The sequence below is a fragment of the Pseudonocardia terrae genome (assembly GCF_021343995.1).
Taxonomy (GTDB): Bacteria; Actinomycetota; Actinomycetes; order Mycobacteriales; family Pseudonocardiaceae; genus Pseudonocardia; species Pseudonocardia terrae.
This window is the reverse complement of the sequence record NZ_JAJTTE010000004.1, coordinates 147,182-162,181: the sequence shown is the minus strand read 5'-3', so window position 1 is coordinate 162,181 and position 15,000 is coordinate 147,182. Positions and strand designations below refer to the sequence as shown.

The 15,000-nt window shown below is 73.0% G+C and carries 14 protein-coding genes; 10 read left to right on the top strand and 4 right to left on the bottom strand.

What is annotated here, in order from left to right; translation table 11 throughout:
- Nucleotides 1–2,094 carry a hydantoinase/oxoprolinase family protein gene (locus LWC33_RS04240; RefSeq protein ID WP_233302870.1) on the bottom strand — a complete coding sequence of 698 codons (2,094 nt, stop codon included), beginning with the start codon at nt 2,092–2,094 and terminating at the stop codon, nt 1–3.
- A 146-nt stretch (nt 2,095–2,240) separates the two neighbouring features.
- On the opposite strand from LWC33_RS04240, the gene LWC33_RS04235 reads away from it, so the two are divergent.
- The 7 genes from LWC33_RS04235 (at nt 2,241) to LWC33_RS04205 (ending at nt 9,224) form a co-directional block, all read left to right on the top strand.
- Nucleotides 2,241–3,806, top strand: coding sequence for an FAD-dependent monooxygenase (locus tag LWC33_RS04235; RefSeq protein WP_233302869.1), 1,566 nt, complete (start codon nt 2,241–2,243; stop codon nt 3,804–3,806).
- Nucleotides 3,803–5,446: a (2,3-dihydroxybenzoyl)adenylate synthase gene (locus LWC33_RS04230; RefSeq protein WP_233302868.1), complete on the top strand. Its 1,644-nt coding sequence runs from the start codon at nt 3,803–3,805 to the stop codon at nt 5,444–5,446. The genes LWC33_RS04235 and LWC33_RS04230 overlap by 4 nt, the downstream gene beginning before the upstream one ends.
- Nucleotides 5,443–6,204, top strand: coding sequence for a maleate cis-trans isomerase family protein (locus tag LWC33_RS04225; protein WP_233302867.1), 762 nt, complete (start codon nt 5,443–5,445; stop codon nt 6,202–6,204). The genes LWC33_RS04230 and LWC33_RS04225 overlap by 4 nt, the downstream gene beginning before the upstream one ends.
- Nucleotides 6,201–6,911: a TetR/AcrR family transcriptional regulator gene (locus LWC33_RS04220; protein WP_233302866.1), complete on the top strand. Its 711-nt coding sequence runs from the start codon at nt 6,201–6,203 to the stop codon at nt 6,909–6,911. Before LWC33_RS04225 ends, LWC33_RS04220 begins: the two co-directional genes overlap by 4 nt.
- A 143-nt stretch (nt 6,912–7,054) precedes the next feature.
- A complete protein-coding gene (locus tag LWC33_RS04215) occupies nt 7,055–7,726 on the top strand; it encodes a VOC family protein (protein WP_233302865.1) in 672 nt (223 codons plus the stop codon).
- A complete protein-coding gene (locus tag LWC33_RS04210) occupies nt 7,723–7,971 on the top strand; it encodes a hypothetical protein (RefSeq protein WP_233302864.1) in 249 nt (82 codons plus the stop codon). The genes LWC33_RS04215 and LWC33_RS04210 overlap by 4 nt, the downstream gene beginning before the upstream one ends.
- Nucleotides 7,968–9,224, top strand: coding sequence for an alpha/beta fold hydrolase (locus tag LWC33_RS04205; RefSeq protein WP_233302863.1), 1,257 nt, complete (start codon nt 7,968–7,970; stop codon nt 9,222–9,224). Before LWC33_RS04210 ends, LWC33_RS04205 begins: the two co-directional genes overlap by 4 nt.
- 858 nt (nt 9,225–10,082) lie before the next feature.
- Here LWC33_RS04205 and LWC33_RS04200 read toward each other — a convergent pair.
- Entirely contained in the window at nt 10,083–10,586 is a 504-nt protein-coding gene (locus LWC33_RS04200) for an Lrp/AsnC family transcriptional regulator (RefSeq protein WP_233302862.1), read from the bottom strand.
- Nucleotides 10,587–10,766: 180 nt separating this feature from the next.
- Between LWC33_RS04200 and hppD the strand changes: the two genes are divergently transcribed.
- Nucleotides 10,767–11,927: a 4-hydroxyphenylpyruvate dioxygenase gene (gene hppD, locus LWC33_RS04195; protein ID WP_233302932.1), complete on the top strand. Its 1,161-nt coding sequence runs from the start codon at nt 10,767–10,769 to the stop codon at nt 11,925–11,927.
- Between the two features lie 634 nt (nt 11,928–12,561).
- The gene (locus LWC33_RS04190) at nt 12,562–12,732 is read left to right on the top strand and encodes a hypothetical protein (RefSeq protein WP_233302861.1); all 171 of its coding nucleotides are present in this window, start codon (nt 12,562–12,564) and stop codon (nt 12,730–12,732) included.
- A 27-nt stretch (nt 12,733–12,759) separates the two neighbouring features.
- Here the strand turns inward: LWC33_RS04190 and LWC33_RS04185 are convergent, their stop codons facing one another.
- Together LWC33_RS04185 and LWC33_RS04180 are read right to left on the bottom strand one after the other, a co-directional pair.
- A complete protein-coding gene (locus LWC33_RS04185; protein WP_233302860.1) occupies nt 12,760–13,428 on the bottom strand; it encodes a YciI family protein in 669 nt (222 codons plus the stop codon).
- Between the two features lie 88 nt (nt 13,429–13,516).
- Entirely contained in the window at nt 13,517–14,467 is a 951-nt protein-coding gene (locus LWC33_RS04180) for a TIM barrel protein (protein WP_233302859.1), read from the bottom strand.
- Here LWC33_RS04180 and LWC33_RS34790 point away from each other — a divergent pair.
- Nucleotides 14,351–14,833: a substrate-binding domain-containing protein gene (locus tag LWC33_RS34790; RefSeq protein ID WP_255690878.1), complete on the top strand. Its 483-nt coding sequence runs from the start codon at nt 14,351–14,353 to the stop codon at nt 14,831–14,833. The genes LWC33_RS04180 and LWC33_RS34790 overlap by 117 nt on opposite strands.
- Nucleotides 14,834–15,000 lie beyond the last annotated feature (167 nt).

Genomic DNA, 15,000 nt, shown 5'->3' with positions numbered 1-15,000 from the left:
TCAGGACCTCCGGATGGTCAGGTTGCCCAGCTGGTCGACGGTGCCGGTGGTCCCGCCGGGGACGACGACCGTGGTGGTCGGCACCTCGACGATGGCCGGGCCCTGCAGCACATGGCCGGAGCGGAGCTCGCGGTAGTCGTAGACGGGGGTGTCGACGTAGCCGCTCGTCGGGTCGAGCTGCACGGGCCGGGTGGTGAAGGGGGTGGCCTCTCCCCGTGCCGCAGGCACTTCGGGCAGCTCGGGGCTGAACGGCAGCACACCCACGGCCCGGACCCGGAACGTGATCGCCTGGATGCCGGCCTCGCGGAAGCCCGCGTCCTTGCCGAACAGCTCGGCGTAGCGCTTCTCGAACGCCGCCGCGGCCGCCTCGATCTCCGGCATGCCCAGGGGGCCGTTCGCCACCGGCGCGGTGACCTCGGCGAGCTGCATCGAGTACCGCATGTCGATCTCGCGGTGCAGCTCGACCTTCTCGAAGGTCACGCCCTGGCGCTCCAGGCCCTCGCGGACCTGCTGCTCCAGCTCGGCGAAGTTCCGCTCGGCCCGCTGCGGGTCGAAGGGCACGACCGTCGGGTCGGAGAGCTCGGCGGCCAGCACGATGTCGCTCGACGCCAGCCCGAACGCGGAGAACGCGCTGGCCACCGGCCCGAGCGGGACCACCACGGTGTCGCAGCCGACCTCCGCGGCGTACCCGGCGCAGTGCGCGGGGCCCGCCCCACCGAAGGCGTAGAGCACGAAGTTGCGGGGGTCGTGGCCGGCCTCGACGACGGTCTTGCGCAGCAGGTCGCCGGTCTGCGCGTTCTGCACCGTGTAGATCGCGGCGGCGGCCTCCTCGACGGAGAGCCCGAGCGGCTTGGCGATCTGCGTGTCGATGGCCTGGCGCGCGAGCTCCAGGGACAGCGGCTTGCGCCCGCCGAGCAGCCCCTTCTCCGGCAGGATGCCGAGGACGAGGTTGGCGTCGGTGTTGGTCGGCTCGGTGCCGCCGTTGCCGTAGCAGGCGGGGCCGGGGACGGCCTGGGCGCTGCGCGGGCCGATCCGCAGGTTGCCGCCGGCGTCGAGCCAGGCGATGGCGCCGCCGCCCGAGCCGATCGCGTCGACCCGCAGCGTGGGCACGTTGATCGGGTGGTGGTTGATCACCGTGGTGGTGTCCCGCACGGGCTCGCCGTCGACGACCAGGCCGGCCAGGAACGTCGTCCCGCCCACGTCCGTGGAGATGATGTTGCGGTGGCCGAGCTGGCGGCCCAGCGCGACACTGCCCACCACGCCACCGGTCAGGACCGACCCGACGGTGGAGATGGCCGCGGCGGGGGCCTCCTTGGCGGCGACCGCGCCGCCGTTTGACTGCATGACCAGCAGCGGGCCGGTGAGCCCGTTGGTGCGCAACGACGACTCGAGGGAACCCAGATAGTCTCGCAGGCCTGGCCCGATCTGGGTGCTCATGATCGTGGTGGCGTTGCGGGCGAACTCCCGGATCCGCGGGCTGACCTCGGAGGACAGCGCCACGAAGACCTCCGGGTCCTCCTCGGCGATCAGCTCGCGCAGCCGCCGCTCGTGCACGGGGTTGCGGAAGGACCACAGCAGCGAGACGGCGATCGCGCGCACGCCGTCCGTCAGCAGGGAGCGGATCGCGGTACGGGCCTCCTCCTCGTCCAGCCCGACGACCACGGTGCCGTCCCGGTCGATGCGTTCGGTGACCTCGAGCGCGTGCTTCTTCGGGAGCAGCGCGTGGTCCTTGGTCTGGCCGAGGACGTGCTGCAGCTCGCCGGGGGAGCGGCCGAGGTAGCGGCCCTCCACGTTCATGATGAAGATCGAGTCGCGGTGCCCCTTGGTGGTGAGGAACCCGACGGGGGGCACGTTGCCCATGACCAGCGCGTTGAGCGACGAGGTCGTGCCGTGCGCGATGTGGTGGGTGTCCGCCAGCATCTCGGGCAGGCTCGTCCCGAGTTGCTCGGCCAGCAGTCCGAGGACGTCGAGGACGCCCCGGGAGTAGTCCGGCGGGGTGGACGGGGACTTCGCGGCGAGCACGGTGCCGGCGTCGTCGTCGAGCACGGCGTCGGTGAACGTGCCGCCCACGTCCACGCCGATGACATAGGCCATGACATGCGCTCCTTCGCGCAGAGGGTGGCTGACGGATGCGTAGACTATTCAACACATTTGCCGGCAGTCAACGTTGACTTCTCCGGCTTCCATGTCGTCGAATAGTCGACGAGGTAGTCAAACAGCCTGGTACGGAGGGGGAGCAGATGCAGCCACGTCGCGTCGCGGTGCTGGGCGGAGGACCGGGCGGGCTCTACGCCGCGCGCCTGCTCAAGCTCGCGTATCCGTCCTGCGAGGTCGTCGTGCACGAGCAGGGTGAGCCCGACACCACCTTCGGTTTCGGCGTCGGGCTGGCCGCCGGCACACAGCGCAAGCTCGAGGCCGCCGACCCGGACACCCTGCGGGACCTCGTCGCCGCGGGCCTGCGCCACGACATGACGATGCAGGTCGGGCGGCACGTGACCCGGGTCCGCAACGACCGCTTGATCGGCATCGCGCGCACCGAGCTGCTCGCGGTGCTGCAGCGGCACGCGGAGAAGGCCGGCGTGGTGCTGGAGTTCGGGGCCCGCCGCACCGCCGCGGAGCTCGACGCGGACGTGGTGGTCGCCGCGGACGGCGTCGGCAGCGCGACCCGCGAGAACGGCCCGTTCGGCGGGCGGATCGAGGTCGGCAAGGGCCTCTACCTGTGGTGCGGTACCGGCTTCGCCCTCGACGACGCCGTGTTCGCGCCGGTGGAGACCGAGCACGGGGTGTTCGTCACGCACGCCTACCCCTACTCGGGAGGGCCCTGTTCGGGAGGGCCCTGCTCGGGAGGGCACAGCTCGGGAGGGCACAGCACCTTCCTCGTCGAGACCGACGAGGAGACCTGGCGTCGGGCCGGGTTCGACGCCTCCACCGACGCCACCCCGTTCGACGCCTCGGACGAGACCTCGCTGCGCTACCTGCAGGACGTCTTCGCCGAGCAGCTGCGCGGGCAGCCGCTGATCGGCAACCGCACGCGTTGGCTGCGGTTCCGCACCGTCCGCTGCGACCGCTGGTCCGCGGGCAACACCGTGCTGCTCGGCGACGCCGCGCACACCGCGCACTTCTCCATCGGCTCGGGCACCAAGCTGGCCATGGAGGACGCGATCGGGCTGGTCGAGGCGCTGCGCGCGGAGCCGGACCGGGCGGCGGCGTTCGCCCGGTACGAGGCCGTGCGCCGGCCCGCCGTCGAGCGGCTGCAGGAGCTCGCCCGGCGCAGCCAGCTCTGGTGGGAGTCCTTCCCCGCCCGGCTGCACCTGCCCGTCGAGCGGTTGATGGTGGCGTACATGTCCCGGGCGGGGAACGTCCCGCTGGACCGCTTCGCGCAGACCAGCCCCGACGTGGTCGGGGCGGCCCTGGCGCAGTACGCCGGCGAACCCGCCGACGTCGCCCCCGAGGACCTCACCTCGTGGGTCCTCGACCGCCCGTTGACCCGTGGGGAGCGGCGGTTCCCGTGCCGCCGGGCGACCCCCGACCTCGTCGCGCTGAACTCGGCCCTCGACGACCCGTGGTCCGGGGCCGGGGACGCGCTGGTGGCCAGGGCCCGGGGCACGGAGGGGGTCCGGCTCACCGGCCCGGCCGACCGCTCGGCGGTGCTGACCCGGCTGGACCTGGCCGAGCGGATCGGGATGGAGACCGGGGTGCTGACGGCGGTGGAGGCCCCCGCCGGGGTGCGCGACGATCTGGCGGCCGGGCTGGTCAGCGGCCGCACCGACCTGGTGGTGCTCACCGACGAGCAGGAGACGTCATGACCCTCGCCCAGGGCCGCCTGGTCCCGTACCCGGAGGCCGCCGTCCGGGCCTACCGCGAGGCCGGGTTGTGGGGGACCGCCACGATCGCCACGGAACTGCACCGGGTGGCCGTCGCGCACCCCGAGCGCGAGGCCGTCGTGGCCCTCGACGGGCGGCTGACCCACCGCGGCCTCGACGAGCGCACCGACCGGCTCGCCGCCGGGCTGGCCGAGCTCGGGCTGCGGCCCGGCGACCCGGTGCTGTTCCAGGTCACGAACCGGCTCGAGGCCGTCGTCGCCTGGTACGGCGTGCTCAAGGCGGGCCTGGTCCCGGTCGCCACCCTGGCCGCGCACCGCGGGCACGAGATCGGGGAGATCAGCCGGCGGGTCGGGGCGGTCGCGCACGTGGTCGAGGCCGGTACCCGGGGTTTCGACCTGGTCGGGTTCGCCGACGAGCAGCGGGAGGGGCATCCGACGCTGCGGCACGTCCTGGTCGTCGGCGACGACCCGCGGGGCGTGCCCCTCTCGACCCTCGGCCTCGACCACGAGCCGGGGAACGCACGCGTGGTCGTGGAGCGGATCCAGGCCGGGATCGAGCCCGACGCCGTCGCGGTCTTCCAGCTCTCCGGCGGCACCACCGGCGTGCCCAAGGTGATCCCGCGCCGGCACGCCGAGTACTGGTACAACGCCGCCGAGTACGCGCGGTCCTGGGGCTGGACCGCGGACACCCGCGTCGCCCACCTGATCCCGGTCATCCACAACGCCGGGATCGTCTGCGCGGTCCACGCCTCGCACAGCGTCGGCGCGTGCCTCGTCCTCGGCTCGCCCGATCTCGACGATTCCCTGCCGCTGATGGCGCGCGAGCGTGCCACGCACGTCCTGCTCGGCCACGGCCACTACCGGGCCGCCGACCATCCGGACTTCCCCGCGGCCGTCGCGACGGTGACCCAGGTCGTGCTCTCCGGCAGCAAGGTCCCGCCCGCCCTGTTCGACGCCTTGGAGGCCCGCGGGCTCTGGTCCGGGCAGCTGTTCGGGATGGGCGAGGGGCTGTTCCTCACCACCCGGCCGGGGGCGCCCCGGGAAGCCCGCGCGACGACCGTCGGGACCCCGCTGTCGTCGCACGACGAGGTGCGGATCCTCGACCCGGGCACCGAGCACGACGTGCCGCCCGGCGCGGTGGGCGAGCTCTGCTGCCGCGGGCCGTACACCCTGCCCGGCTACTTCGACGCGCCCGAGCACAACGCCCGCGCCTTCACGAGCGACGGCTTCTACCGCACCGGCGACCTGGCCGCGCTGGTCGATATCGAGGGAGAGCGGTACGTCTCGATCGAGGGGCGGATCAAGGACCTCATCAACCGCGGCGGGGAGAAGATCAACGCCGAGGAGGTGGAGCTGCTGCTGCTCCGCCACCCGCGGATCACCGGCGCGGCCGTGGTCGCCATGCCGGATCCCCGGCTCGGTGAGCGGACCTGCGCGTACGTCGTGGTCGACGGCGACCCCCTCGCCCTGCCACAGGTGCAGGAGCACTTCGCCGCGCTCGGGGTCGCGAAGTTCAAGTGGCCCGAGCGGATCGAGCATCTCGACGAGATCCCGCGGACGCTCGTGGGCAAGACCGACAAGAAGGCCCTCGCGGCCGACATCGCCTCCAAGGTGGGTACATGAGAAGGATCGGGCTGGTCGTCCCCAGTTCCAACGTGACCGTCGAGACCGAGATCCCGGCCCTGCTCGCGCGGCATCCGGAGCGCTTCTCCTTCCACTCCAGCCGGATGCGGATGCACCAGGTGTCGCCGGAGGAGCTGAAGGCGATGAACGCCCAGCGCGAGCGCTGCGTCGACGAGCTGGCCGACGCCCGCGTCGACGCCCTGCTCTACGCCTGCCTCGTCGCGGTCATGGCGCAGGGCCCCGGCGAGCACCGGCGTGTCGAGCAGGAGGTGCGCTCGCAGCTCCCCGACTCGGTGGTCCTGTCCAGCGCGGGCGCGCTGGTGGAGGGCCTGCGGGCCCTGGGCGCACGCCGCGTCGCGCTGGTCACGCCGTATCTGCGGCCGCTGGCGGAGCAGGTCGTGGCGTACCTGGAGGCCGAGGGATTCACCGTCGTCGACTGGGCGGCGCTGGAGGTCGGCGACAACGCCGAGGTCGGGTGCATCCCCGGCGAGCGGGTCATGGCGGCCGCCCGCGGGCTGGACCTGACCGGCGCGGACGCCCTGGTGATCTCCGCCTGCGTCCAGATGCCGTCGCTGGACCTCGTCGCGCCGGCCGAGGAGGAGTTCGGGCTGCCGGTCCTCTCGGCCGCCACCGCCGGCGCGTACACGCTGCTGCGCGGACTGGGCCTCGACCCGGTGCTGCCCGGGGCGGGCAGGCTCCTCGCCGGCGTCGAACGCCAGCCTGCGCACGCTCCGTCTCCACCTACGATCGGCGCATGAGCGAACCGGGGGCGGGCCGGAAGGGCGGGCGCGCCGGGACCGCGCGGCGCGAGCTGGTCGAGAACGAGCTCTACGAGCACGCCACCAGGCTCTTCGCCGAGCGGGGCTTCGCAGGCACGAGCCTGCAGGACATCGCCGACGCCCTCGGGATCACCCGGCCCGCGCTCTACTACTACGTCAAGAGCAAGGACGAGCTGCTCGCCAAGCTGGTCACCGAGGTCACCAACGGCCCGCTCGACGAGCTGAACGCGCTCGTCGAGCGGGACCGGGACCCTGTGCAGCGGCTGCGCGGGATCGTCGAGGTCATCGTCGGGAGGCGGACCACGCAGCCCGCGCGGTTCCGGCTGCTCATCCGCTCCGAGGCCGAGCTCCCGGCCGAGCTCACCGCGGCCTACGACGAGAGCCGCCGCGCGGTGCTCAAGGTCATCGCCGGGGTGATCGACGACGGCGTGCGTGCGGGCCGCTTCCGGCCCGTCGACGCCCGGGTCGCGGCGCTGGGCGTGCTCGGCATGTGCAACTGGGTCGCCTGGTGGTTCCACCCGGGCGGCAAGGACACCGCCGAGGGGGTGGTGGACCAGCTCGCGGACATGGCCGTCGCCGCCTTGGTCCGCCCGGATCACCAGGCGCCCGAGGCCGAGGGGCCGGCTGCCGCTCTCAAGCTGCTGCGCCAGGACCTCGACCACCTGGAACGCATCCTCGACCTCTGATCCAGCCGACCCACGGGCCCCTCCGCCGCAGGTGGAGGGGCCCTTCCTGTGTCCGAGCCCGCATTCGTCGATTGCGTCGAACTGTTGACTCATCCGTCGACAGACCCGTACCGTCGACGGTGTCCGACACGAGGAGGCTGTTGATGAGCGAGCGGGACCACCGGGTGCAAGGGGTCGACCACGTCGCGTTCCCGACCTTCGACCCGGCCGCGACGGTGCGCTTCTACCGGGACGTCCTGGGTTTCCCGGTCGTGCACTCGATCTGCGCGGCCGGCTGGGGGCCGGAGGACCACCCCGACTTCATCCACTTCTTCTTCGACATCGGCAACGAGGACCGGATCGCGTTCTTCTACTACTTCGGCACCGACCCCTCCCTCGGCGGCGACGAGGGAGCCAAGGGCGACGTGTACGCCCGGTTCGGTACCGACGTCCCCGAGTACTTCGTCCGGTCCCGGCACCTCGCCATCCACGTCGACGGCGAGGAGGACCTGCTGGAGTACCGCCGGCGGCTCGACGCCAGCGACTGGCCGGTGGAGATGCAGATCCAGCACGAGACGATCGAGTCGATCTACACCCACGACCCGAACGGCTACATGGTCGAGATCACGAGGGCGATGCGGCCGGTCACGCCGCAGGAGGACCTCGACGCGAACCTCACGATCGACGCGCTGCTCGACGTCGTCGCCGAGCCGGAGCCGACCTTCGGCAAGCTCCTGGCGCGCAAGGCCGAGCTGATCGTGGAGCGTGCCGCCGAGTGGGAGTCTGCGGAGCAGGCGGGACGGGTAGGCGCAGCGGACCGGGAGCTCGCGCGATGACCACGCTCTACGTGCTCGACGTCCCGGAGAACACCGCCGTCGCCACGGTTGCGGCCGAGGACCCGGCCGTCACGGTCGGGCAGCTCGGGCCGTACTTCGTGATCAGCGCGGCCGGGCCGATCGTGGTCGACCGCCGCGCCACGGGTTGCCGGCACGCGGTCTGGTACTCCTGCGTCGGCGGGGTGGCCCGGGACGGCCGGATCACGCAGCACGACAAGGACGCGTTGCGCGTGGAGCCGGTGTGACGGGCCCGGATCCGGCGGCGCGCCTGGGGGCGGGCCGTTACCTGACGGCGGGGGAGCGGCCCGCGTCGACCGTCACCACCGTGCACGAGCTGACCACGGCCGACGGCGCGACCGTGCGCGGCGTGCTGGCCACGGTGCCCGGGGCCCGGACCGTCGTCTGCCTGATGCACCCGCGCCAGGACGTCACGCACCACCCGCTGGTCCCGCTGCTGCTGCAGGCCGGGGCGGCCGTGTGGACCCAGCACACCCGCTCGGTCAACAACGACCTCACGCTGGTGCACGAGCAGGCCCTGCACGACGTCGCCGCGGGCCAGGTCTTCCTGCGCGAGCGGGGCTTCGAGTCCGTGGTCGTGCTGGGACACTCCGGCGGCGGCCCGCTCTACGCCTTCTACCTGGAGCAGGCCGCGCTCGCGCCCGGGGACCGGATCGCCCGGACGCCGGGCGGGAGGCCGACGAAACTCGCCGACGCCACCATGCCCGTGGCCGACGGGGCGATCTTCCTGGCCCCGCACCCGGGGCAGGGCGCGCTGCTGCTGGGATGCATCGACCCGTCCGTCGCCGACGAGGCCGATCCGCTGTCCGTCGTGCCGGAGCTCGACCCCTTCTCCCCGGCCAACGGCTTCGCCGAACCGCCCGCGAGCTCGGCGTACTCCGCGGAGTTCCTGCAGCGGTACCGGGCGGCGCAACGCGACCGCGTGGCGCGGATCGACGCCGTGGCCCGCGCGCACCTCGCCCGCGCGGCCGAGGCGCGGGCGGAGTTCCGGAAGACCGGGAGCGCGGCTGACCGGCGGCGCTCCCTCGCCCCGCGAATCATCACGGTGTTCCGCACGGATGCCGACCCCCGGACCGTCGACCTCTCCCTCGACCCGAGCGAGCGGCCGTACGGCTCCCTGTTCGGCAAACGTCCGGACCTGATCGACTACGGCCAGGTCGGGTTCGGCCGGCTCACCACCCCGGAGGCCTGGCTCTCGACCTGGTCCGGGCTCGGCACGAACGCCGACTTCGTCCGCTGCGCCCCCGGCGTCGCGGTCCCGGCGCTGTTCGTCGAGCTCACCGGCGACCAGGCCGCCTTCCCCGCCGACACCCGCCGCATGATCGCCGCCCTCGGCTCCGAGGACCTCACGGTGGCCAGCGTCCGTGGCCTGCACTTCGGAGGCGCGATCGCGGAGGGCGAGCCCACCGGCAACGAGCTCGCCGCTGCGGAGATCGAGGGCTGGCTGGACAAACGCTTCGCCCTCGCCCCGCCGGTGTAGGCGGCGGGAGGGAGTTGAGCGCCGGTCTGGAGCGACCGTGCTGGTCCAGGAGCGACTCTCGAGACGCCCGGCACCGGTCCGCCTCAGCAAGATCACCGATCGTGGAGCGGGGCGGTCGAGAATCGGCCTTTCCCGTCCACGAGTGGTGATCACTTGTTCGGCGGAGCTGAGTCGGCTCGCATGATTGCTGATCGTGGAGCGGGGCGGTCGAGAATCGGCCTTTCGCGTCCACGAGTGGTGATCACGTCGTCGGCGGGGCTCACTCGGCTCGCATGATCGCTGATCATGGAGCGGGACGGTCGGAGATCGGCCTTCCCCATCCACGAGCGGTGATCACTTCCTTGGCAAATATGTCAGTCGGCATGATCATTGATCGTGGAGTGGGCCCACCGGGAATCGACCTTCCCGGTCCACGAGCGGTGATCACTTACTGGGCACACCCCGCCACCTGGGCAAGATCACTGGTCGTGGAGCGGGGTGGTCGCGGATCGGCGTTCCGCGTCCACAGGCGGGGATCACGCCGTCGGCGGGCCCTGCAGGCTCTGCGTGATCGCTGATCGTGGAGCGGGCCGGTCGGGAAAGGGCGTTCCTCGTCCACGAGCAGTGATCACTTCCTCGGGCACTCTCTCGGCACGGCAAGATCACTGGTCGTGGAGCGGGCCGGGCGGGAATCGACCTTGCGTGTCCTGGGGCGGTGATCACGTCGTTGGCGCGCCCTGTCGGCTCGCCGTGATCACGAATCGTGGAGCTGGTCGGTCGAAAATCGACCCTCTCGGTCCAGGACCTGTGATCTAGGTCGAGCCCCAATCCCTGATGATCGCGAACGGGTGGCCTGCTCGGTCTCCGTGCCGGTCGCGTTCAGTCCTCGCGGCGGTAGGCGGGGGCGCGGGGTGGGACCGGGCGCGGGGCGCTCGCCAGGAGGGGGCCGGTGCGGGGCGGGACGACGACCGAGAGCACGACCACGCTGGTCGACCGCCCCACCGAGGGGGACCGGTTGAGGGCGAGCAGCGCCTGCTGGAGGTCCTCGTGCGAGGAGGCGGCGAGGCGGCAGAGCACGTCGGACGAGCCGGTGGTGGCGTAGGCCTCGAGGACCGCGGGCTGGGCGGCCAGCTCGGCGGCGACGTCGTCGAGCGCGCCCTGTGCGATCTCCAGGCTGACGAAGGCCTGCACGCCCTGGCCGGCGGCGGCGAGGTCGATCTCCGGCCCGTACCCGGTGATCACGCCGGCGCGCTCGAGCCGGTCCAGGCGGGCCTGGACGGTGCCGCGGGCGACCTGCAGCGTCCGGGAGAGCTCCAGGACGCCGACGCGGGTGTGGTCGCGGAGGGCGGCGAGCAGGTCGACGTCGAGCGCGTCGAGTTCCATGTGGGCGGAGTGTACAGCCGAGGGCGCGCAGAGCCGGTCGAAATGGGCAGGAGGACCAGGCCGGGGCGGCGCCGTTGCGGCGGATCCGTCGACGAGGTGTCCTTCGTGTGCAGAGCAGCAGCGAGGAGGCCCGTCGTGACCGTCGATCAGTCCCTCACCGGCCAGGAACGTCTCGCCGACCTGGACCTCGACCAGCTACGCCAGCTGGTCGGCCTCGTGGAGTACGACGGCGATACCGATCCCTTCCCGGTCACGGGCTGGGACGCCGTGGTGTGGGCGGTCGGCAACGCGACCCAGGCCGCGCTCTTCTACCAGGTCGTGTTCGGGATGGAGCTCGTCGCCTACTCCGGGCCCGAGACCGGCAACCGCGACCACCAGGCCTACGTCCTGCGCTCGGGCGCGGTCCGGTTCGTGCTCCAGGGCGGCGTGGACCCGGCGAGCCCGCTGCTCGACCACCACCGCCGGCACGGCGACGGCATCGTCGACATCGCGCTCGAGGTACCCGACGTCGACCGGTGCATCGCCCACGCCCGGGCCCAGGGCGCCACGATCCTCGTCGAGCCGCACGACCTCGCCGACGAGCACGGCACGGTCCGCACGGCCGCGCTCGCCACCTACGGCGAGACCCGGCACACGCTCGTCGACCGCTCCCGCTACACCGGCCCGTACCTGCCCGGCTACGTCGCCCGCAGGTCCGGCCACGTCAGGCCGGAGGACGGCCCGCGGCGGCTGTTCCAGGCGTTGGACCACGTGGTCGGCAACGTCGAGCTCGGGCACATGGACGAGTGGGTCGACTTCTACAACCGGATCATGGGCTTCACGAACATGGCCGAGTTCGTGGGCGAGGACATCGCCACCGAGTACTCGGCGCTGATGAGCAAGGTCGTGGCCAGCGGCAACCATCGGGTGAAGTTCCCGCTCAACGAGCCTGCGGTGGGGCGGAAGCGCTCGCAGATCGACGAGTACCTCGACTTCTACGGCGGGCCGGGCGCCCAGCACCTCGCGCTGGCCACGAACGACATCGTGCGGACCGTGGACGTGCTGCGCACAAGGGGCATCGAGTTCCTGCCGACCCCGGACTCGTACTACGAGGACCCGGTGCTGCGGGCGCGCATCGGCGAGGTCCGCGTGCCGATCGAGGAGCTGCAGTCCCGCGGGATCCTCGTCGACCGCGACGAGGACGGCTACCTGCTGCAGATCTTCACCCGGCCCGTCGGGGACCGGCCCACCGTGTTCTTCGAGCTCATCGAGCGCCACGGCTCGCTGGGCTTCGGGAAGGGCAACTTCAAGGCGCTGTTCGAGGCGATCGAGCGCGAGCAGGCCCGGCGGGGGAACTTCTGAGCCTCCCGCCCGGCCGGCCACGAGTTCCCGTGCCCGACGAGGTCCGCACCGCGACGTGATCACGGATCTCGGACGGCGGCGTGCCGGTCGCTGAGGCCCCGCATCAGGAAGCGGTGCACGGTCGCTGCGCGGCATGGTCGCGGACCTGCTCCTCGCCGCAACCGGGCGGCGGCCGCCGGCGAGGACGTGATCAAGGGCAGAAGGGTGCTTCACGGCCGGCGCCAGCGCCCCTCTTTATCGCCGCTGTGGCACAGCCCGCTACCCGTGATCGCGACCGCGTTCTGGTCCGGCGCGCCACGGCCGCTCCGGCCCGGCACACCCGATGCAGCGCGGCACAGGCCGTCGACTGGATGTGGCGCCGATGCCGCGGGTGTGAGGCCGCGCACCGACGGGTGTGCCGCGCCCCGACGGAGGCGCCGCGCCCGACGGGTGTGCTGCGCCCCAACGGATGTGCTGCACAACGGATGTGCCGCGGCCCAACGGGGGTGGCGCGGACCCCGAGGGTGTCAGGCCGGGGACCAAGAGTGCGCCGCGCCCCGATCGGGGAGGACGCTGACCCCGGGGTGAGGCCGCGGCACGGCCGGCGTTCCGGGTCGCCTGGCTGCTGCAGTACCCGATCTGGGCCGTCGCGGTCGTGGACATCCTCCTGACCCGGCGCAAGGCCCGTCGGGTCGACGCGGCCCGTGGCGTCGCGCCGCGTCCGCTGCGGGAGGTCGCCGCGGGCCTCCGCCGGCCGCGGCCGCTGCGCCGCAGGCCCGCCGCTCCGGGTTGCCGGCCCGTGGCCGGCCGTCGCGTGCCGGGCTGACATCGACCCGGCACGCGCAGCGGAGCGTCAGGCCTGGCCGGTGAGGGCGCCGGCCACCGGGCCGAGCGGCGGGGCCCACTCGCGGATGTCGGCGGCGGCGACCACGCCCTCCGTCGAGAACGGGTCCTTGTCCACGATCGCCTGCACGGCGGCCTTGTCCTCGGCGCGGAAGATCAGCAGGCCGCCCGGGGCCTCCGCGGGCGCCCAGGCGCCGGCGACCAGCAGGGCTCCGCTGTCGGCGCACTCCCGCAGATAGTCGCGGTGGGCGGGGCGGGTGGCGTCCCGCAGCTCGGTGTCGTCGGTGTACGTGTAGATGACGGCGTAGGTCGTGGCCATGTCGTCGATCCTCGCACGTGCGCCGCGCCCGATCTCCTGCCCGATCTCCTCGGCCGGGAACCGCGCCGCGAGGACGGTCCGCGGGGCCCAGGACCCGGACGAGGCGGCGGTCGAGCGCCACCGGTACATGCTGCGCAACGCGCCGCCGGAGACCGTGGAGCAGGCGCACGCCGAGGCCTTCGCGAAGCTGACACCCGAGCAGCGGCAGAAGGTCCTGCCCGACCTGGGCACCGAGGTGTCCCGGCCGAGCGGGCGACCTCGAGCGACCCGCAGGCCCTCGCCCGGATGGCCACCCGCGCCGAGATGCGCAACCCCCGGCACGCCGGAGCGCAGCTTCGGCGGCGGGCGCGGTCGGGGCATGGGACGACCACTACCGCGCCCACGTCCGCATCTGGAGCGCGGAGCCCAACGCCGTGCTCGCCGCCGGCGCGGCCGGGCTCGGGGCCGCTCAGCGGCCGTCTGTCAGGCCCTGCCCGGTGTAGTAGCGGCAGGTCCGGGTGGCGATCGGCAGCGGAGCGCCGGGCGGGGCCGGGTACATGTCGTGCTCGACGATCGCGGTGAGCGGGACGCCGAGGGCGTCGAGGTCGGCGAGCAGGGCGGGCATGTGCGGCTCGCCGGCGTCGGGCTCGACCATCGCGCCGGCCTGCACCGCGTCGGCGAAGGACAGCTTCTCGGCGCGCACGCGCGCGAGCACCACGGGATCCACGGACTTGAGGTGGACGTACCCGATCCGCGAGGGGTGCCGCGCCACGATGGCCCGGTTGTCCCCGCCGGCGTAGGCGACGTGCCCGGTGTCGAGGCACAGCCAGACGCTGTCCGGGTCGCTGACCTCCAGGAACCGGTCGATGCTCAATTCGTCGGCCACGTGCGCGTCGGCGTGCGGGTGGAACATCTGCCGGACGCCGGACTCGTCGAGCAGCACCCGGCCGAGTACGGACTGCGCCCGGCCGAGGGTGTGCCACTGTTCGCCGGTGAGCTCGGCGGGTTCGAGCAGCTCGCCGGTGTGCAGGTCCGTGTACATCGCCGGCAGCGTGATCAGGTACGGGGCGTCGAGCGCGGTGAGCAGGCGGGCGATCTCGCGGCACTCGGCGAGCGTGGTGTCGAGCGTGTCGCCGCCGCGGTGCAGGGCGGTGCCGGCGGTGGCGCCGGTGAGGGTGAGACCGCGGCGGCCGAGCTCGTCGCGCAGCTGCTCGGGGTGGGTCGGCAGGTATCCGTAGGGGCCGAGCTCGACGGCGGTGTAGCCGGCCGCGGTGGCCTCGTCGAGGAACTGCTGCCAGGGCACCTGGCGCGGGTCGTCGGGGAACCAGACACCCCAGGAGTCGGGCGCGGTGCCCAGCCGCAGGTTGGCCCGGGTCGGTGCTGCAGGGGGCGTGTCGGTCACGGTGCGTGCGTCGCTCATGAGGGTCCTCGGGAAGTCGGGAGGAAGAGGGGCTTTCCCGGGCCGGGACCGCGGAGGCGATGGTTCCGCGGCCCCCACGACCAGGCCGCCATAGGGCTGCTCGACGTGATGATCCGCGCGGGCGTGCGGGTGCCGCAGGACCTCTCGGTGGTCGGGTACGACGACTCGCGCTTCGCCAAGCTCCCCGGCATCGACCTCACCTCGGTCCGCCAGGACATCCCGGGCATGGCCGACTTCGCGATCAAGGCCGTGGTGGAGCGGCTCGACCTGCCCGAGCGGGAGCCGAAGCGGATCGCCCTCCCGCCGCAGCTCGTGGTGCGGGGCACCACGGCGGCGCCCCGGGCGGTGGGGCAGGCGGAGAAGTAGGCGGGGCGGCGATCACGGGCAGGAGGTGCGCGCGCCTCCGCCCGTGATCACGGGTCACCGCCACCATCCCTCGACGGGATGACGCGGGTGCCGGCCCCGGAAGGGCGATGCCGTGAGGAACGCATCCAGCAGGCCGGCGGCCCGCTGGGCGGTGCAACGAGCGAGTC

Coding starts and splice junctions, on each gene's coding strand:
- LWC33_RS04240 (WP_233302870.1), bottom strand. CDS start 2,094: ATGGCCTATGTCATCGGCGTGGACGTGGGCGGCACGTTCACCGACGCC.
- LWC33_RS04235 (WP_233302869.1), top strand. CDS start 2,241: ATGCAGCCACGTCGCGTCGCGGTGCTGGGCGGAGGACCGGGCGGGCTC.
- LWC33_RS04230 (WP_233302868.1), top strand. CDS start 3,803: ATGACCCTCGCCCAGGGCCGCCTGGTCCCGTACCCGGAGGCCGCCGTC.
- LWC33_RS04225 (WP_233302867.1), top strand. CDS start 5,443: ATGAGAAGGATCGGGCTGGTCGTCCCCAGTTCCAACGTGACCGTCGAG.
- LWC33_RS04220 (WP_233302866.1), top strand. CDS start 6,201: ATGAGCGAACCGGGGGCGGGCCGGAAGGGCGGGCGCGCCGGGACCGCG.
- LWC33_RS04215 (WP_233302865.1), top strand. CDS start 7,055: ATGAGCGAGCGGGACCACCGGGTGCAAGGGGTCGACCACGTCGCGTTC.
- LWC33_RS04210 (WP_233302864.1), top strand. CDS start 7,723: ATGACCACGCTCTACGTGCTCGACGTCCCGGAGAACACCGCCGTCGCC.
- LWC33_RS04200 (WP_233302862.1), bottom strand. CDS start 10,586: ATGGAACTCGACGCGCTCGACGTCGACCTGCTCGCCGCCCTCCGCGAC.
- LWC33_RS04185 (WP_233302860.1), bottom strand. CDS start 13,428: ATGCCCCGACCGCGCCCGCCGCCGAAGCTGCGCTCCGGCGTGCCGGGG.
- LWC33_RS04180 (WP_233302859.1), bottom strand. CDS start 14,467: ATGAGCGACGCACGCACCGTGACCGACACGCCCCCTGCAGCACCGACC.